The following is a 17,367-nucleotide window of genomic DNA, read 5'->3' on the forward strand; positions in this document are numbered from 1 at the left end:
ATGTGAGAGTAAGTCATCGCCAGCTCATTATTCTAAACACCCCAATCTCAAAAGAGGTTGGGGTGTTTTTTTATATGGAAAATCAATCAGAAAAGAATTATTTGAAGAATTATTAAAACTAAAATAATGGAATAAAAAATAATTTCATAATATTCCAATATTTGCTTAATCTATAAATAGTTCAAATTGAGTTTTCATCTATGCAGTTCAAAATTATCGCAGCCCAAGATCTAGATAGAAATCAACGTCATCAGATTGCTGAGTTATGTTTTTCTGCTTTTGATGAAGATCCTTGGACTCAATATGCTTTTATGCAAAAAGCTATTCATGTCGTTGGTATATTAAACAATCAAATTGTCTCACATGCCTTATGGACGGATAGAGTTTTTACCATAAATGGTAGTTCCGATGTGAAAACTGCTTATGTAGAGTATGTGACCACTGATTACACGATGAGAGGTAAGGGGATTGCATCACAATTATTAAAATATTTAGTAGAGACATTAACTCATCTGGAATATGAGCTTGCTGCATTACAACCAGAAGATGAAGCATTTTATGAAAAATTAGGATGGACTGTTTGGAAAGGAAATTTATCTATCAAACAAGACACTTGTAGTTATCTAACGGATGAGTATGAAGTTATGCTATATCCTTTAAATATTCAGATGAAAGACCGGCTATCAAATAGTTCAGAAGAGGACACTATTTGTGCAGATTGGCGAGAAGGTGAACTTTGGTAGCAACTATACTTGGGCTTTAATGCTGCAGCGGAAGCTTACTTTAAATTGGATACTATATATTGTAAATATTTGATTTTATTTCTTTTATATATTTTTATTTTTAATGTAAATTCCATTTTTTATTTTACTTCACTTTTTCTACTTTCCTGTTTAACTGACAAGCCTATAATGATTCAGAGTCATTCCAAATCTAATAAGGATATAACATGTCTACTGATCCACAATTCCCAACACCCAATAATTTAGGTATCGCAGTTTATTCAAATAATGCCGAAGCTATTGGTAATACACCTTTAGTACGTATTAACCGTTTGATTAAAACGGGCGCAACCGTATTAGCAAAAGTGGAAAGCCGTAACCCTGCATTTTCTGTGAAATGCCGTATCGGAGCGGCACTTATTGCAGATGCGGAAAAACGTGGTGTGCTAAAAGAAGGCATGCATATTGTTGAACCAACCAGTGGTAATACTGGTATTGCATTGGCGTTCGTAGCGGCGGCAAAAGGTTATTCCATTACTTTAACTATGCCTGCAAGCATGAGCCTTGAGCGTAGAAAAGTGTTAAAAGCACTCGGTGCCAATTTAGTCCTAACCGAACCAGCGAAGGGAATGAAAGGTGCAGTTGATGAAGCTGTGCGGTTAGCAACTGAACAACCAGATGTTTATTTCTTGCCACAACAGTTTGAAAACCCAGCTAATCCACAAATTCATGTTGATACGACTGGACCAGAAATCTGGCAAGCAACAGGTGGGCAAGTTGATATCTTGGTAGCTGGTGTAGGTACAGGAGGTACGATTACGGGTATTTCTCGTTATTTTGAACAAGTTCAGAATAAGCCATTGTACTCAGTAGCAGTTGAACCTGCTGAGTCTCCAATTATTACCCAAACAAAAAAAGGTGAGAACATTACACCAGCACCGCATAAAATTCAGGGAATTGGAGCAAACTTTATTCCAAAGAATCTTGATTTAGATCTGGTTGATGAAGTCTTACCAGTGAGTAGTGAAGAAGCAATTCAATGGGCGAGAAATTGTGCCACCCAAGAAGGTATTTTAGTGGGTATTTCAAGTGGTGCTGCATTGGCAGCAGCGGCTAAAATTGCAGAACGTCCTGAAAATGCAGGTAAAACAATTGTTGTTATTCTTCCAGATAGTGGGGAACGCTATTTATCTTCTGTTTTATTTGAAGGTTTATTTGACGAATAAAATTAACCATATAAAAAAGCCCATGAATAAATGGGCTTTTTTATTTAATCTTAATTTATAAAGCACTTTTTAAAGTTTTCTGATGACGTTTCACAGATCGAGCATATTTTTTTGCTTTGTGGCGTGTCCAGAAACTTCGTTCATATCCTGTTGGACCAACATTATAATATGCTGTCGCTTTGAACCAGCTATCTGCTGTCTGATAGTAATGATTTAAAATATAAGCACCACATTGGATGTTAGTAGATTCATCATACAAGTTACCAGCACAAGTTTGTTGCCAATAACTGGGAATAATTTGTGTTAACCCAATAGCCCCGGTGGGAGAGCGGGCATTACTATTATAGCTAGACTCTTGCCTGATCACGGCTGCCAATAAAAGCGGTGGAACATTATATCTATCAGCGCTTTGAATAATCATTGGAGATAGGCGATTTGCTGTACTTGGCGGAACGGAATAAGCTTTTTGTAAGCCAGACGAAAGCTTACTTGAGCGCCAAGAAAATGAACCGCTATTAGGGCCTAAACTTGTACATCCCGTCATTATTGTCATCAACGCAATAATAAAAAGTTTGAGACTAAGGCGCTGTAATTGTGATGGTGCAAAATGATCTTGAGCTAAAGATGAGGTAAGCAAAATACAAAACCAATAATCAAATTTCAAATGAAATGATGGTATTCAGCCGTATTTATTGGATCAATATAAGTTCTGTTGCTCAGCCCAAGCAAAAAGTAAGATTTTTGTATTATTGAAATGAAAAAACCCCGACATCCTGTCGAGGTTTCTTCGTATTCAGCTTTATGTAGCTAACTCCTGTCAACTACCGCTTCCTGCGTTCTTATTCTTCTTCAATGAGACTTCCTGTCTCTCTATGATTTATATGTTATGAAAAAATACTTAAGTTGAATATCCGTTAATGACCCCAAATTTTGTACGTTTTAACTTACAGACGTTCTTTTTCAACTATGGAGTTAAGTCCCTTGATAAGCATTTAAGGTCAATGCAAAATTTTCACCAAATTGTTGAGCAGTTTTAATATCTCCCTCATCAAAACCATCTGCATTACTAGCATGTTCAGTCTGAGCCATTAAACCTGACCATGAACCGAGTCGGTTAGCTGCTTGTGTATAGGCAACACCTTGATGCTGTTCTGGTAGAATTGGGTTACCTACCCATAACATGCCGTGTTGCATGCAAAAAGTAAAAATTGAAATTAGTGTGGATTGTTTATCACCAGCAGGAAGAGATGAAACGGTAAACCCAGCTGCTAATTTCCCTTTAAAACTTTGTTTTTTCCATAATGGTCCAGTTGCATCCATGAGCTGTTTTAACTTGGAAGATACACCACCTAAATAAGTAGGAGATCCCCAAATTAATCCATCATATTGGATAAGAATTTCTGGACGCTCGATAAGATCCTCGGCATTGAGTAAATCTGCTTTAATATTGTGATGGCTCAAGACGCCAATTTGAATTTGCTGAGCAATAAATTGGGTGTGGCCTTGGCGACTATGGTAAATAATGGCAACAGTTTTCATGGAAATTTCCCTTTATTTAAATTTGAAATAGTTTTGCAGTGAGATATAAACCACAGCCAAAAACACTATGGTTCAGCAAACTTTTCAGACAGTTCAAAAAAGGGTGAGGTGTTTTTGATGAGGCAAAACCACTACCCATAGCTGGTTGCATAATAAAAAAAGGAATGAGAACGGTGACCAAACCAAACAGTAGTGCTGAGTAAAACTGAGGATGGTCGAGCCAAGTCGAACCTACGATTAAAAGAAAGTTCAATGCAAAGATAATCCCGACACTATAGTGAGCAATCCAGCCTAATAAATATTCCCCCTTTATTGGGGTACTTTTAGCAATAGATTGATGGACGAGTTTTCCTTGAAATATCCAGCCTACCCAACGTCCAAGAAAGGCAAAGTTTAGAGTTGGGACCTTAAATATTTTTAGTATTAACAGCCATATATCCATAACGATGGTTGCACCAATACCAAGACATAAAGCTTGGAAGAACAGAGTGGAGGTATTCATTTTTACACCTTGCTTTTATACGTATGAAACGTGATAAATTTATTGTGCAAGTTAAAGTTCACTTGAAGTCAAGAGGGTATTATGGATATTGGTGAAGTCGCTAAGAAGGCAAAAGTCACAACGGCTACCCTACGTTTTTATGAAGAGAAAGGACTAATTAAGTCGATAGGGCGGCAAGGCTTACGTCGACAATACGGCAAACAAGTGTTTGATCAACTGGCATTAATTGCTTTAGGTCGTGCTGCAGGTTTTTCTTTAAATGAAATTGCCACAATGTTTGGGCAAGATGGTAAGCCTGATCTTGACCGTCAAAAACTAAAAGATAAAGCTGAACAACTAGAGCAAATGGCAAAGCGATTACATTTTATTAGTCAAGGATTACAACATGCTGCTGTGTGTCCTGCTGAAAATCATATGGAATGCCCAACTTTTCAGAACTTTTTGAAAGCAGCAATTGCTGGAGAATATCAGCCAACAAAACTTTAATTAGCTTTACTAACAAGTTCAGTTTTCTATTGGGTGCTAAACAATAGGCTTGTCATATTTTCGCCATAAAGATTTCATATTTTTGAAGCAAAAACTTCATACAAGCTTGATTAAATTTGCTTAATTTTTTACCAACTGTATAAAATCATGAGCAAAAAAACTTTAGTCGCATTATTATGCTGTGCCAGTTTAGGATTGACGGCATGTAACGATGATAACGATCAAGATCAAACTTCACCTACTGAAAACGTTACCGAACCAACTCTAATTTCTTTTGCTAAGTTACCTGTAGAAACTTATGCTGCTGGACCAGACTCAGGAGCATATGTGAAAGGTGCAAATGGAATTTATCCTCCGTTTAAAGGTCAACCTGTACAGGGATTTTCTGCTGCATTAAAAAATGAAGATGGCAGTTATATGGCAATGGCCGATAACGGTTTTGGGACTCAAGATAATTCATCAGACTTTTTACTTCGTATTTATAAAATAAAGCCTGATTTCAAAACTAAAACTAAAGGCACCAGTCAAGTTACTGTACAAAGTTTTATCCAACTGCGTGATCCGAATAAATTAATTCCATTTAATATCATCAATGATAATACACCTGAGCGTTTATTAACGGGTGCTGATTTTGACCCAGAGTCGATGCAGCGTACTAGTGATGGGACTTACTGGATTGGAGATGAATTTGGTCCATATTTACTCCATTTCTCAGCAGATGGTGTACTTTTAGACGCTCCGATTCCTTTACCAAATCCATTAAATCCGACTCAAGAATTACGTTCACCACAAAATCAATTTAATAAAGCACAAATTAATTTTGTGGAACCTCTTGTTCAACAAAGTGGCGGTTTTGAAGGAATGGCGATTTCGCCAGATGGGCAGTATCTTTACCCTCTTATAGAAAAGCCAATTAAATCAATTCGGGAAACAGAAAGACAACTGTTGATTTCCCAATTCGATATTAAGAAAAAAGCGTATACAGGAAAATATTATTGGTTCCAGTTAGACAGTAAAGCTACCAATATTGGTGATTTCCAACTCTTTAATGATAAAGAAGGGATCATTATTGAACGTGATGCCACGCAGAATAATTTAGGCGGCTATAAAAAATTAATCCGTATTAAATTAAATGAGTCAGGCCAGCTGGTCAGTCGCGAAGACTTAGTCGATTTAATTAAAATTGCTAACCCGAATATGTTGTATGGCACAGCTAGAGCAGGGGATATTGGTACGGGACAGGTTTTTGCCTTCCCATTTGAAACCATTGAAGATGTAATTATTGAAAATGGTACAACACTGACGGTTTTCAATGATAATAACTTCCCTGGGTCGACAGGACGTAATGCAAAGTTAGCCGATGATAACGAGATTATTCAGATTCGTTTACCAAAAGCTCTCTTCTAAGTCATATAAATAAATGAGTTCGATCTGCGGCGGATTTTATTCCGCCGTATTTAATCTAAGAATAAAATATTGAGTAAACTTTAATCAAATTAATTTCTATATTGTTGTTTTCGCGTGTTTTATAAACAAGGAAAATGAATGAAATTCATGTTAAAATGATCGGCTTTCATCTTTAGATGTCTCTCCTCCATTTGCTAGCCGAGATTCGCAAGCCATGTCTACCGCTTATACTATGCAAACTGCGCCAAAAGCGTTGTTTGATTACGACAAATATTGGGCGTCGTGTTTTGAACCAGCGCCATTTTTGCCGATGTCACGAGAAGAAATGGACCAACTCGGCTGGGATGCGTGTGACTTTATTTTAGTCTGTGGCGATGCTTATATTGATCATCCATCATTTGTATCGGGTGTGATTGGACGTGTACTTGAAGCGCAAGGTTTCCGTGTCGGTATTATCGCTCAGCCAGACTGGACCAATGTTGAAAGTTTCCGTGTATTGGGTAAGCCAACGATTGCTTGGGGAGTGACTGCGGGCAATATGGATTCGATGATCAACCGCTATACGGCAGATCGTAAAATCCGTTCGGATGATGCATATTCTCCAAACAATGAACCAAATAAACGTCCTGACCGTGCGGCAACGGTTTATTGCCAACGTTGTCGTGAAGCATTCCCAGATGTACCTGTACTATTAGGTGGTATTGAGGGTAGTTTACGTCGTATTGCGCACTATGATTATTGGTCAGACAAAGTCCGTCGTTCAATTTTGATGGATTCAAAAGCCGATATGCTTATGTATGGTAATGGTGAACGTGCCATTATTGATGTGATGCACCGTTTGGCTAAAGGTGAAAAAATCCACGAGATTACAGATGTTCGTGGTACAGCATTTATTATTAATAAACATAACAAAGCGGCTAAAGCAAAATTTGTTGAAATTGCCAGTAATGATGTAGATACGATTGGGCGTGTTGACCCAATTATTAACCCATATGTCATGACTGAAGATATTGATGGTTGTGAAATTGAGAAAGATAAAGGCAACACACTAGCTCAGTATCAAGGTTTTCAAAAAGAAATTGTTGCAAATCCGATTGTACGTGAAGGCGACCAACTTGATGAAAATACTCAGATTGTTCAGCTAAAGCCTGCTCAGTCAAAAGCGATTAAACACAAGTTACCTCCGCGAGAATTGGCTGTAATTCGTTTACCTTCTTTTGAAGAAGTGGCGAATGATCAAGTGCTTTATGCACATGCAAACCGTATTTTGCACCTTGAAACCAACCCGGGTAATGCACGTGCTTTGGTTCAACGTCATGGTGAGCGTGATGTCTGGATCAATCCACCTCCAATTCCTCTAACCACAGAGGAAATGGATTATGTATTTGATTTGCCATATGCACGTTTGCCGCATCCTGCATATGGAGATGCGCGTTTCCCTGCATTTGATATGATCAAATTCTCGGTCAACATTATGCGTGGCTGTTTTGGTGGTTGTACATTCTGTTCGATTACAGAACATGAAGGCCGTATTATCCAAAACCGTTCGGAAGATTCGATCTTACGTGAGATCGAGAAAATTCGTGATACAGCGCCGAACTTCACCGGTATTATTTCAGACTTGGGTGGTCCAACAGCAAACATGTACCGTTTGCATTGTAAAGACCCTGAAATTGAGAAGAACTGTCGTAAACCTTCTTGTGTATATCCGGGTGTTTGTCAAAACTTGCATACCGACCATGCACCTTTAGTACAGCTTTATCGTAAAGCCCGTGCGATTAAAGGGGTGAAGAAGATTCTGATTGGGTCGGGATTACGTTATGACCTTGCAGTATTGAACCCTGAATATGTCAAAGAGCTAGTACAACACCATGTTGGCGGTTATTTAAAAATTGCACCAGAGCATACTGAACAAGGCCCGTTATCTAAGATGATGAAACCGGGTATTGGTACGTATGACCGTTTCAAACAAATGTTTGATCGTTTTAGTAAAGAAGCAGGAAAAGAGCAATATTTAATTCCTTACTTTATTGCTGCACACCCAGGTACTTCTGATTATGACATGATGCATCTTGCGATCTGGCTGAAGAAGAATGGTTTCCGTGCCGATCAGGTACAGACGTTCTACCCATCACCGATGGCAACTGCGACAACCATGTATTATTCAGGGAAAAACCCACTCGCAAAAGTGGCGCGTTACACTGAAAATGTAGACATTGTAAAAGGTGAAAAACGCCGTCGTCTGCACAAAGCATTCTTACGTTACCACGATCCAAATAACTGGCCATTACTTCGTGAAGCACTTAAAGAAATGGGCCGTGCTGATTTAATTGGTAATTCAAAGCAACATTTAATTCCAACTTATCAACCGAAAGGGGCGGAAGGAGAATATAAATCTGCACGTAAGAAGAACTCGACTGTTGCGGGCGATTCAGTGAAGCGTTCAGGTCAAACAGTTCAAAATAAAAATCAGCATAAACGACCGCAAAAAGGGCAGGTACTGACTCAACATACGGGTCTACCACCTCGTGAGACAGGTGAAAAGAGACCATTTGGTGGTAAAAGTAAACCAAAATCAAAAGCTCGTGGATAACGATAAAAAAGGCTCTGTTTAAGAGCCTTTTTTATTTTTAAAGTGAGTGGATAAATCATATGGTGAGATTTCTGAGCATTTTTTATGTAAAAAGTGTAATGAAAAATGATAAATCCTAAAAATCTGACGAGCTGCACTTGATTGTTGCTGAGTCTGTGTTTATAAATAATGTGAGGGTGGCTAAATTTAAGCCAAGCTTGATAACTACAAGTGAAATTACTAAGTGAACCTTTTAAAGAACGGCTGTGTCGTTATCAATTAAAACAAAGCGTGATCTAGCAAAATCATTATAAAAAACTTAAAGGATGGACCCATGTACTATTTAATTACAATCTTATTACTATTTTTGACCGTTGTTATGGCGGCGAAAAGCCTCTCAAGAAAGCATCAACAAGACAGTGCTTTAAAGCGCCGTGCCGTGTTAAGTAGTCATGAACAAATGACATTAACTCGTTTACAGACAGTATTGCCTAAATTTACTGTGTTAGCTCATGTTTCATTTGATGCATTATTAACAACGAAATATGCTCACACTCGTCGCAAATATCAAAATATGACAGCTGACTTTGTTGTGCTTGATCAAAATTATCAGGTTGTTGTAGTGGTTATGCTTGAGGAAAGTGGTTTACGCCGAGCACATCAACAATATGAACGCCGTTTATTACAGCTTGCGGGCTATCGTGTATTAAGTTACAGCACTGTGCCAGATTATCATGAGTTAAGAAGAGACTTATTAACCCCTGAATCAGAGATGGCAACTTTACATGCAACGCCTCAGCTAGAAAGAATTTCAAATGCTTTTGTAAAGTCTTAAAAATTAGGTCTTACAGTAATTTAATTTTAAGCCTCATTAAATAAGATTTTAAAAAATGCTGATATTATCAACTTTAAAAATATAAAAAACTGAGCACTATCATGATCAATATTGCTCAGTTTTTATTGATTAAAATTAATAAGAATTAAGGAAGTACCGCAACAACGGTCATTTCTACAAGTACATCAGGTGCATAAAGTTTAGATTCAACACAAGTACGAGCAGGTGGATGCTCTTTGCTAATCCATGCATCCCATACTGTATTCATGGCTGCATAGTCCTTATCAATATCCTTTAGAAAAATCATGACAGACAGGATATGACTTTTGTCGGTTCCGGCTTCAGCAAGTAAGCGATCAATATTGTCCAAAGTTTGTTGAGTTTGCGCTGTAATATCCACACTGGTGTCATCAGCGAGCTGCCCTGCTAAATGGACTAAATTACCTGAAATCGCCACTTCACAATATCTTGAAGTTACGTGTAAGCGTTTTACCGTCATAAAAATGCTCTAAAGTGTCTTTATTGAATAGTTCGATTTTATGAAGAGTTCGTAGGCAGGTGCAAGCAAGTGCAAAAGAATTTCAGTAGATTATTGTTGTGATTTATAAGAACGGGCAAGCTCCATGTACTTTAAGTGCCCTGTAATATTCGGATTTGGTCGTCACGCCAATCACAGGACGATATGCCGAAAGTAAAGGTTGCTTTGGCATGTTGCAAATACATGGGTAATGAATATGCGCTGATTAGATTACTTCAAACTTTAAGCAAAAGGGAACTGTTTTTGTTTAAAACTTGTTCTTTTGTATAAAAAACAACACTTACCATAAGGACAACTGAAAGTCGTCAGCTTTAGTTTGTAATTGATAAACTCCAATACCAATGAGCCGAAATTGGAAGTTTTCGGGAATATGCATCTCATTTAAAAGTAAGAATAAAACTTGAATCAGGTCTTGTTGAGAATGAATTGGGTTTTTAAAACTTTTACTGTGTTGCAAAGTCTGGAAATTCTTAAGTTTGAGCTTAATATTTACGCCTCGGGCATTCAGTTGCTTTTTCTCTAAACTTTGCCAGACTTTTTCGGCTAGACCATGCCAGTAGGGTTGGCACTGGGCTAAAGTAAAGTCACTATCAAATGTGGTTTCTTTCGAAATTTGCTGTCGGGCACGTTCAGCTTGTACGGGCCGGTTATCGATGCCTTGAGCGTATAAATAAAGCTGTTGGCCATATTTACCAAAGTGGTGAACTAAAACAGCTTCTTCAATTTTTTGTAAGTCGCCTAGTGTATGCAATTCAAGCTGTTGGAGTTTTTCTTGAGTAACTTTGCCTACTCCTGGAATTTTCTTTAAGGGTAAGTCCTGAATAAAACTGGCTACTTGAGAAGGTTTTATAACAAACAGGCCATTCGGTTTATTCCAGTCGGACGCAACTTTTGCCAAGAATTTATTAGGTGCTACACCAGCCGAGGCTGTCAGTCCGGTTTGCCTGAAAATATCTTCCCGAATATGCATAGCCACTTCGGTCGCACTCGCGATTTGTTTTAAATTTTCAGTGACATCAAGATACGCTTCATCTAAAGATAAAGGTTCAATAAGAGTGGTGTATTGTTGAAATATACTATGAATTTGAGCCGAGATGGCACGATATTTTTCAAAATTCGGCTCAATAATAACAACTTGAGGGCATAGTTTCCTTGCTTGGCTCATGGACATGGCAGAGCGTAAACCAAACTCACGGGCAGGATAAGAAGCAGCTGCAATTACGGCGCGTGGATGATGCGATGAAATAACTACTGGGAGATGCCTTAGATCAGGACGTTCTCGCAATTCGACCGATGCATAAAAGGCATCCATATCGATATGAATGATTTTGCGCATATTATTGTGCTTTCACGATGCCTTGCTGCTGTAAAAATTGGTGCCATTCTTTGACTGAACCCTCGTAAACATTTAAGTCTACTGGCTTTGTCATGCCTTCAATTTTACCTTGATTACTATGCTGCCAAAAGAGCCATTTTCGCTTGTCTTTCAGCTCAGGTTTCCCTTCGTAATCTCTGACCCAAAGTGGTGTATTAGAGAAACTCCCTATTAACACAATGTGATAAAAAGTTTTGGAAATATAAAAGATAGGCTGTTTGCCATAATGCTGTTTTAGGCGGTCATGCATGATGCCTATTTCTTTAAGTAATTGTTCTTTAGTATGTGCATTAATACAGTTGCTGTCATATTCCAGATCAATAACGGGAGGAAGGGCATCAGCTTTGTTGGGTACGGTTGAAATAAAATTTTCAGCTTGTGTTTTACCATCACGACATAAACGATAAAAATGATAAGCCCCGACATGAAAGCCATGTTCGCGTGCTTTTAACCAGTTTTCTTGAAATTTTGGATCTTTATAATCACCGCCTTCAGTCGCTTTTAAATAGACGAACTGAAATTTTTGGGGTGATATTTTTTTCCAGTTAATATTTTCTTGATGGTGAGAGACATCAAAGCCTTGAACTGGATAATCTTGAGCAATAGCTTTTTGCTGGTAGAACAGACCGAAGTAGGTGAGAACCCCCATAACACAAGCTAAAACAATCCCAATGAGGGTATTGTAGCGTGGTGTAGAAAAGGTTTTTGCCAGCTTGGTCATGCAAAACTCAGTATTAATATGAAGTTCACATCATAGCGTGATTCGCGAGCGAGAAACCACGCTAAAAATGCAACTGCTTACACAGGCGTATTTTTGGGAATCTGCCAAAAGATCAGTGCGGTAATGATATTAATACAACCTAAACAAATGAGGGTGACATGGAAGGCAGTTGTCACATGTGCTGTACCATAGTAATCGGTAAATATATTAATGAGTGTACCTGCCAGTGCAACACCAATACTCATTGAAAGCATCATAATCATTGATAAGAAACTATTACCGCTACTTGCGTCTTGTTGAGGCAAATCTTTTAAGGTAAGTGTATTCATTCCCACAAATTGTAATGAGTTTAATGTACCAAATAAGAAAAAGTGTACGGCTCTAAACCAAGTGGGGGTGTCGACAGTCATAATGGCAAAAGACGCAATACATAGACCCACTAAGGTTGTGTTAATTAACAGAAAGCGGCGATAACCCATTTTCTGAATAATCGGTCTAACAATCGGCTTGGAGAAAAGTGACCCTAACACTAACGGAATCATCATTAATCCCGCAATGAATGGCTCAAAACCAAAAGCGACCTGTAACATGAGCGGTAAAACAAAAGGTAAGGCATTACCACCAAAGCGGGCAAAGAAATTACCTAAAATACCAATCGCGTAAATTTTGTTTCTAAAGAGTCGGCTGCGGAACAATGCATTTTGATGGGTATGTGAATGGTAGGCATACCAAAGGGTTGCGACTACCCCGACCACTAATAAAGAAATACTAAACCATTTGGAATATTCAGGTGAGGCAAGATGTTCAATACCCAAAGACCAGCCAATCATTGCGACGACTAAGAGCACAAATCCAATAAGATCAAAAGTTTTAACGGTAGGCTCTTTTACATTTGGCATGACCTTTAATGTCATTAATATGCCCAATACTCCCATTGGAATATTAATAAGAAAGATCCAATGCCACGTTGCAACTTCAACGAGCCAACCACCTAGGGTTGGACCAGCTAAAGGGCCTAGTAAACCTGCCAAACTCATGAGGCTCATGGCTGCCAAAAATTGAGTTCGGGGAATAATTTTTAAAAGTGATAAACGACCAACGGGGAGTAATAACGCACCCCCAACACCCTGAATGACACGGAAAAATAAAAGCTGATTTAGGCTTTGAGAAAGGCCACAACCTAAGGAAGCAAGTGTGAAAATAATGATTGCTGATAAAAACGTATTTCTAACACCAAAGCGGTCGGCCAACCATCCACTTAAAGGAATACAGGCAGCTACAGATAAAACATAAGCCACCACTACGCTATGCATACGTAATGGATCTTCATTTAAATGGTGTGCCATTGCAGGAATGGCAGTATTTACAATTGTTGTATCTAATGCCTGCATAAAAAAGCCAATGGAAACCAAAAGAACCAATAGGCGATATTCGGGTTGCAAGGCTTGATGGGTTGGCGTGGCATTCATAACATTTGAAAATTAACGTTTTCGCCTAGTGTAAAACAAATTGAATTTAAAAAAAGTAAGTCAATGTTGAATAAACGCTTTGTAAGTTTAACTTCTATTATTTAGAGCAGCTATATAACCGGACTTTCAAGTGAATGAGTATAAATAGATAAAATAAAAAAAGCGGAAGAATCCGCTTTTTTGTTGAGGTAGAGAGCTTAAACAACAAATCTCTTTGGCATTTTTAAGTTTTTAATGACGTTATAAATTTGGTCGATTTCTTCACATACAATTAATTTAGCTCGATGCTGAAGAGGAAGGAAGCCTTCTTGTACAGCATGGTCTAACTGAGCAATTAACGCATTATAAAAACCATTTACGTTATATAAAATCATGGGTTTTTGGTGCTGATTGAGTTGACCCCAAGTCGCAATTTCCAAAATTTCTTCGAATGTACCTAAACCGCCAGGTAGCGCGATAAAAGCACTCGCGCGCTCTGCCATCATGGCTTTACGCTCATGCATGGTTTCTACCACATGCAACTCGGTCAGTCCTGCATGCGCCACTTCATAATCAAGCATAAATTCAGGAATGACCCCTACAGCTTCTCCACCATGTGCAAGTACACTTTCTGCGACTTGTCCCATTAAACCAATACTGGCACCGCCGTAGACCAAACCAAAACCTTGTTCAGCAATTCCGCTGGCTAACTCAATTGCCTTTTCGCGATAAATCGGGTTATTTCCTGCTCGTGAGCCACAATATAATGCAATAAGAGGTTGTGTTGTTTTTACAGATGTTATTGGTGAATCATTTACTGCCATTGTTAATACGCTATTCATTGCTTTATTTTCACCTTATCACGTTCATATTTCTTGTCTACACTAAGCAAAAAATATGACAACTTTATAAGCAGTTTTATAGGAAAGATTCATGTTTTGTATGGGTTTGGTGAATACATATAATGATCAAATAAAAATGATGAATTTATGTTAAATCTTGCCTATACTGAAAATTCGTTTAACAACATATGAACAAATATGGGTAGTGGTTGTAGTCGCTCCGTTTTAATTTCTTGTCCTAAAAAAACATTATTCCCCCTTTGTCTAGGCATGCCTTTTGCGTTGCCCAATAAAGATAAAATCCACCCAGCACAGGAGCAGGATCAATGATCTTTGAATGGATGTCTGATCCGTCTGCTTGGGTAGGCCTAGCGACATTAATTGTTCTTGAAATCGTACTAGGGATCGATAACCTCGTCTTTATTGCCATTTTGGCTGAAAAGTTGCCACCAGAACAACGTACTAAGGCACGTATAGTGGGTTTAATACTCGCTTTGGGAATGCGTCTTATCCTCTTAGCTTCAATTGCTTGGGTCGTGACACTCACCCAACCACTTTTCCATATTTTTAGCCATCCATTCTCTGGCCGCGATTTGATTTTATTGTTCGGTGGTGTGTTCTTGCTCTTTAAAGGCACCATGGAATTGCATGAGCGGATGGAAGGTAAACAACTTCATAAAGAAGATAATCCTGTTCATGCTGCGTTCTGGATGGTCATCGTTCAGATTGTTGTACTTGATGCCGTATTCTCATTAGACAGCGTAATTACTGCTGTAGGTATGGTGAAAGAGCTGTCAGTCATGATGGTTGCTGTTGTGATTGCTGTGGGTATTATGCTGTGGGCTTCAAGACCCCTCATGGACTTTGTCAATAAACACCCAACAGTGGTTATTCTATGTCTTGGCTTCTTGATGATGATTGGTTTCTCTTTGGTGGTGGAAGGTTTTGGTTTCCATATTCCGAAGGGTTATTTATATGCTGCGATTGGTTTCTCGATTTTAGTCGAAATGATCAACCAAACCATGCGTCGCAACCAAGAGAAGCTAGTGACTACTACAGATTTACGTTATCGCACAGCTTCTGCGGTTTTACGTATGTTAGGCAGTAAAAATAGCGGTTCTACTTCAGACGCTCAAACGGCTGATAAAGAAGATGTATTGGCAACTCAAGCTTTTGCTGATGAAGTCTTTGATGAAGAAAATGGCGCTTACCATAGTGTGCTTGTACAAGGTGTACTTGGTTTATCTGAACGTCCAGTAAAGTCAGTGATGACACCAAGACCTGAGCTTGAATGGATTGATTTAGACGAAGAACCAGAAGTTTTAAAAGAACGTTTAATGTCGATGACACATTCACGTTTAATTGTTGCTCGTGGTGAACTTGATAATATTGAAGGTATTGCGCTTACACATAAAGTTTTAAATGGCTTTATTGAAACAGGCGTTATCGATTTTCAAAAGCACTTACGTGAGCCAGTTATTGTGCATGAAAATGCTCAAGTGCTTATGGTGATGGAGCAATTACGTCAGGCTCCTTTACAAATGGCGATTGTTCTAAATGAATATGGTTCAATTGAAGGTATTGCCACACCAATTGATATTTTAGAAGCAATTGCGGGTGAGTTCCCTGATGAAGACGAACTAGATGCAGCAGCAGAAAGTTTGGAAGATGGATCGTTAATACTTGAGGGTTCAACCGATATTCGCCATGTATCGCTTTTACTTGGTCGTGACTTAGTTGATGAAAGTGAACAATATTCTACTTTATCGGGTTATTTGTTATTCCATTTAGGCCGTTTACCTGAAAATGGTGAAACTGTTGAAGCGGATGGTTATCGTTTTGAAGTTGTAACCATGGAAGGCCATAAAATCGAGAAAGTTCATATTGTTTCTATCGAACAGGATGAATCGAAAGATTAAATTGCGTGTCAGATTTAGAAACATCATAAAATAGCTCAACTTTGAGCTATTTTTTATTTGAGAAGTACCAAATGACCCAACAAACTTGTCCATGCGGAAAAGGCAGCTATGCAGAATGTTGTGAACCTTTACATTTAGGCACAGCAAAAGCACTCACGGCAGAGCAGCTTATGCGTTCACGTTATAGTGCATTTGCATTGCAGCAAATTGATTATATTGTGCAAACGACGGCTTTAGGACAGCAAACTGCTCTTGATAAAGAGACTATTGCGGAATGGAGCAAACAAAATCAATGGTTGGGTTTAGAGGTGGTTAACGCCAACGAAAAATTAGATAAAACCCATGCACAGGTGGAGTTCAAGGCCCATTATCATGATGGTAAAAGCGCTCAAATTCATCATGAAGTTTCACATTTTGTATTTCATCAGCAACAATGGTTTTTCCTTGATCCGACGGTCGATATGCAGGTCACCATGAAACAGCCTTGTATATGTGGTTCAGGAAAAAAATTTAAGCAATGCTGTGCACAATTCCTATAACTTTATCTTAAAATACGCCCACCGTTTGGCCTGAGGGAAAGGGCAATGTTACTCACCGTTATTTATATTATTGCGATTACTGCCGAAGCCATGACTGGTGCATTGTCTGCTGGGCGACGGAGTATGGACTGGTTCGGTGTTGTACTAATTGCCTGTGTGACGGCCTTGGGGGGTGGCTCTGTACGTGATGTACTACTTGGACACTATCCTTTAACGTGGGTAAAACATCCTGAATATTTAGTTTTAACGTGTTGTGCTGCATTTGTTACCATCGTTATTGCTAAATGGATGCGTCATTTACATAACATCTTTTTGGTGCTCGATGCTTTAGGCCTAATTGGGTTTACGATCATTGGTTGTCAGATTGCCTTACAGATGGGACATGGCTTTGTTGTGTCGGCGGTAGCAGGCGTTTTAACAGGAGTTTCGGGTGGTATTTTACGTGACATCTTATGTAACGACGTCCCGTTTGTCTTCCGCCGTGAGCTGTATGCGAGTATTTCTTTTGTTGCAGTCATTTGCTATTGGGTCTGTCTAGACTTAGGTTTGAGTTTAGAACTTACCGTTATTTCAACCTTAGTATTCGGTTTTACGCTTCGTTTAATTGCCATTTATTTTGGTTTGGAAATGCCTAAATTTATTTATAAAGATGATGATGCGGAGTCGGCTTCTTCAACCGACGAACATTAATCATGC

Annotated in this window: 17 protein-coding genes and 1 pseudogene; 10 read left to right on the forward strand and 8 right to left on the reverse strand. The window is 38.6% G+C overall.

Features of this window, described 5'->3' with window-relative positions:
• Positions 1-200 precede the first annotated feature (200 nt).
• The gene (locus tag G9371_RS15515) at positions 201-743 is read left to right on the forward strand and encodes a GNAT family N-acetyltransferase (protein WP_029424471.1); all 543 of its coding nucleotides are present in this window, start codon (positions 201-203) and stop codon (positions 741-743) included.
• A gap of 206 nt (positions 744-949) precedes the next feature.
• Complete coding sequence (cysK, locus tag G9371_RS15520) at positions 950-1,948, forward strand: cysteine synthase A (RefSeq protein ID WP_000102366.1); 999 nt, start codon at positions 950-952, stop codon at positions 1,946-1,948.
• 55 nt (positions 1,949-2,003) lie between these two features.
• Here cysK and G9371_RS15525 read toward each other — a convergent pair whose 3' ends face one another.
• From G9371_RS15525 to G9371_RS15535, 3 genes are all read right to left on the reverse strand, one after another.
• A complete protein-coding gene (locus tag G9371_RS15525; protein WP_002018049.1) occupies positions 2,004-2,612 on the reverse strand; it encodes a lytic transglycosylase domain-containing protein in 609 nt (202 codons plus the stop codon).
• Between the two features lie 308 nt (positions 2,613-2,920).
• On the reverse strand, positions 2,921-3,487 hold the full coding sequence (locus tag G9371_RS15530) for a flavodoxin family protein (RefSeq protein WP_029424470.1): 567 nt from the start codon (positions 3,485-3,487) through the stop codon (positions 2,921-2,923).
• Positions 3,488-3,503: 16 nt separating this feature from the next.
• The gene (locus G9371_RS15535; protein ID WP_001098170.1) at positions 3,504-3,989 is read right to left on the reverse strand and encodes a DUF2938 domain-containing protein; all 486 of its coding nucleotides are present in this window, start codon (positions 3,987-3,989) and stop codon (positions 3,504-3,506) included.
• Positions 3,990-4,070: 81 nt separating this feature from the next.
• Here G9371_RS15535 and G9371_RS15540 point away from each other — a divergent pair, with 81 nt between their 5' ends.
• From G9371_RS15540 to G9371_RS15555, 4 genes are all read left to right on the forward strand, one after another.
• Positions 4,071-4,475 (forward strand): helix-turn-helix domain-containing protein, encoded by a 405-nt coding sequence (locus G9371_RS15540; protein WP_029424469.1) that lies wholly within the window; start codon positions 4,071-4,073, stop codon positions 4,473-4,475.
• Between the two features lie 147 nt (positions 4,476-4,622).
• Entirely contained in the window at positions 4,623-5,882 is a 1,260-nt protein-coding gene (locus G9371_RS15545; protein ID WP_000039530.1) for an esterase-like activity of phytase family protein, read from the forward strand.
• 214 nt (positions 5,883-6,096) lie between these two features.
• Positions 6,097-8,475 carry a YgiQ family radical SAM protein gene (locus G9371_RS15550; protein ID WP_000102049.1) on the forward strand — a complete coding sequence of 793 codons (2,379 nt, stop codon included), beginning with the start codon at positions 6,097-6,099 and terminating at the stop codon, positions 8,473-8,475.
• A gap of 313 nt (positions 8,476-8,788) precedes the next feature.
• Positions 8,789-9,289: a DUF2726 domain-containing protein gene (locus G9371_RS15555; protein WP_000291528.1), complete on the forward strand. Its 501-nt coding sequence runs from the start codon at positions 8,789-8,791 to the stop codon at positions 9,287-9,289.
• A 145-nt stretch (positions 9,290-9,434) separates the two neighbouring features.
• On the opposite strand, the gene G9371_RS15560 is transcribed toward G9371_RS15555, so the two are convergent.
• Positions 9,435-9,788 carry a RidA family protein gene (locus G9371_RS15560; RefSeq protein WP_000216805.1) on the reverse strand — a complete coding sequence of 118 codons (354 nt, stop codon included), beginning with the start codon at positions 9,786-9,788 and terminating at the stop codon, positions 9,435-9,437.
• A 199-nt stretch (positions 9,789-9,987) separates the two neighbouring features.
• On the opposite strand from G9371_RS15560, the pseudogene G9371_RS19235 reads away from it, so the two are divergent.
• Positions 9,988-10,050 (forward strand): annotated as a pseudogene (locus G9371_RS19235) (hypothetical protein); the annotation flags it as partial.
• Positions 10,051-10,107: 57 nt separating this feature from the next.
• On the opposite strand, the gene dinB reads toward G9371_RS19235, so the two are convergent.
• The 4 genes from dinB to G9371_RS15580 all read right to left on the reverse strand — a co-directional run bounded on the left by dinB (position 10,108) and on the right by G9371_RS15580 (position 14,213).
• On the reverse strand, positions 10,108-11,163 hold the full coding sequence (gene dinB / locus G9371_RS15565) for a DNA polymerase IV (RefSeq protein ID WP_001226142.1): 1,056 nt from the start codon (positions 11,161-11,163) through the stop codon (positions 10,108-10,110).
• A gap of 1 nt (position 11,164) precedes the next feature.
• Complete coding sequence (locus tag G9371_RS15570) at positions 11,165-11,923, reverse strand: GH25 family lysozyme (RefSeq protein WP_029424468.1); 759 nt, start codon at positions 11,921-11,923, stop codon at positions 11,165-11,167.
• A 77-nt stretch (positions 11,924-12,000) separates the two neighbouring features.
• Positions 12,001-13,392 carry a multidrug transporter subunit MdtD gene (mdtD, locus tag G9371_RS15575; RefSeq protein ID WP_029424467.1) on the reverse strand — a complete coding sequence of 464 codons (1,392 nt, stop codon included), beginning with the start codon at positions 13,390-13,392 and terminating at the stop codon, positions 12,001-12,003.
• Positions 13,393-13,589: 197 nt separating this feature from the next.
• Positions 13,590-14,213 (reverse strand): TIGR00730 family Rossman fold protein, encoded by a 624-nt coding sequence (locus tag G9371_RS15580; RefSeq protein WP_001089658.1) that lies wholly within the window; start codon positions 14,211-14,213, stop codon positions 13,590-13,592.
• Between the two features lie 326 nt (positions 14,214-14,539).
• On the opposite strand from G9371_RS15580, the gene G9371_RS15585 reads away from it, so the two are divergent.
• The 3 genes from G9371_RS15585 (at position 14,540) to G9371_RS15595 (ending at position 17,361) form a co-directional block, all read left to right on the forward strand.
• The gene (locus G9371_RS15585) at positions 14,540-16,132 is read left to right on the forward strand and encodes a TerC family protein (protein WP_000575778.1); all 1,593 of its coding nucleotides are present in this window, start codon (positions 14,540-14,542) and stop codon (positions 16,130-16,132) included.
• A 71-nt stretch (positions 16,133-16,203) separates the two neighbouring features.
• Complete coding sequence (locus G9371_RS15590; protein WP_029424466.1) at positions 16,204-16,671, forward strand: YchJ family protein; 468 nt, start codon at positions 16,204-16,206, stop codon at positions 16,669-16,671.
• A gap of 45 nt (positions 16,672-16,716) precedes the next feature.
• Entirely contained in the window at positions 16,717-17,361 is a 645-nt protein-coding gene (locus tag G9371_RS15595) for a trimeric intracellular cation channel family protein (protein WP_000927792.1), read from the forward strand.
• Positions 17,362-17,367: the final 6 nt, after the last annotated feature.

Source organism: Acinetobacter sp. EKM10A (assembly GCF_011075215.1).
GTDB lineage: Bacteria > Pseudomonadota > Gammaproteobacteria > Pseudomonadales > Moraxellaceae > Acinetobacter > Acinetobacter baumannii.

Coding starts and splice junctions, on each gene's coding strand:
- G9371_RS15535 (WP_001098170.1), bottom strand. CDS start 3,989: ATGAATACCTCCACTCTGTTCTTCCAAGCTTTATGTCTTGGTATTGGT.
- mdtD (WP_029424467.1), bottom strand. CDS start 13,392: ATGAATGCCACGCCAACCCATCAAGCCTTGCAACCCGAATATCGCCTA.
- cysK (WP_000102366.1), top strand. CDS start 950: ATGTCTACTGATCCACAATTCCCAACACCCAATAATTTAGGTATCGCA.
- G9371_RS15515 (WP_029424471.1), top strand. CDS start 201: ATGCAGTTCAAAATTATCGCAGCCCAAGATCTAGATAGAAATCAACGT.
- G9371_RS15560 (WP_000216805.1), bottom strand. CDS start 9,788: ATGACGGTAAAACGCTTACACGTAACTTCAAGATATTGTGAAGTGGCG.
- G9371_RS15530 (WP_029424470.1), bottom strand. CDS start 3,487: ATGAAAACTGTTGCCATTATTTACCATAGTCGCCAAGGCCACACCCAA.
- G9371_RS15590 (WP_029424466.1), top strand. CDS start 16,204: ATGACCCAACAAACTTGTCCATGCGGAAAAGGCAGCTATGCAGAATGT.
- G9371_RS15570 (WP_029424468.1), bottom strand. CDS start 11,923: ATGACCAAGCTGGCAAAAACCTTTTCTACACCACGCTACAATACCCTC.
- G9371_RS15585 (WP_000575778.1), top strand. CDS start 14,540: ATGATCTTTGAATGGATGTCTGATCCGTCTGCTTGGGTAGGCCTAGCG.
- G9371_RS15555 (WP_000291528.1), top strand. CDS start 8,789: ATGTACTATTTAATTACAATCTTATTACTATTTTTGACCGTTGTTATG.
- G9371_RS15540 (WP_029424469.1), top strand. CDS start 4,071: ATGGATATTGGTGAAGTCGCTAAGAAGGCAAAAGTCACAACGGCTACC.
- G9371_RS15545 (WP_000039530.1), top strand. CDS start 4,623: ATGAGCAAAAAAACTTTAGTCGCATTATTATGCTGTGCCAGTTTAGGA.
- dinB (WP_001226142.1), bottom strand. CDS start 11,163: ATGCGCAAAATCATTCATATCGATATGGATGCCTTTTATGCATCGGTC.
- G9371_RS15595 (WP_000927792.1), top strand. CDS start 16,717: ATGTTACTCACCGTTATTTATATTATTGCGATTACTGCCGAAGCCATG.
- G9371_RS15550 (WP_000102049.1), top strand. CDS start 6,097: ATGTCTACCGCTTATACTATGCAAACTGCGCCAAAAGCGTTGTTTGAT.
- G9371_RS15580 (WP_001089658.1), bottom strand. CDS start 14,213: ATGAATAGCGTATTAACAATGGCAGTAAATGATTCACCAATAACATCT.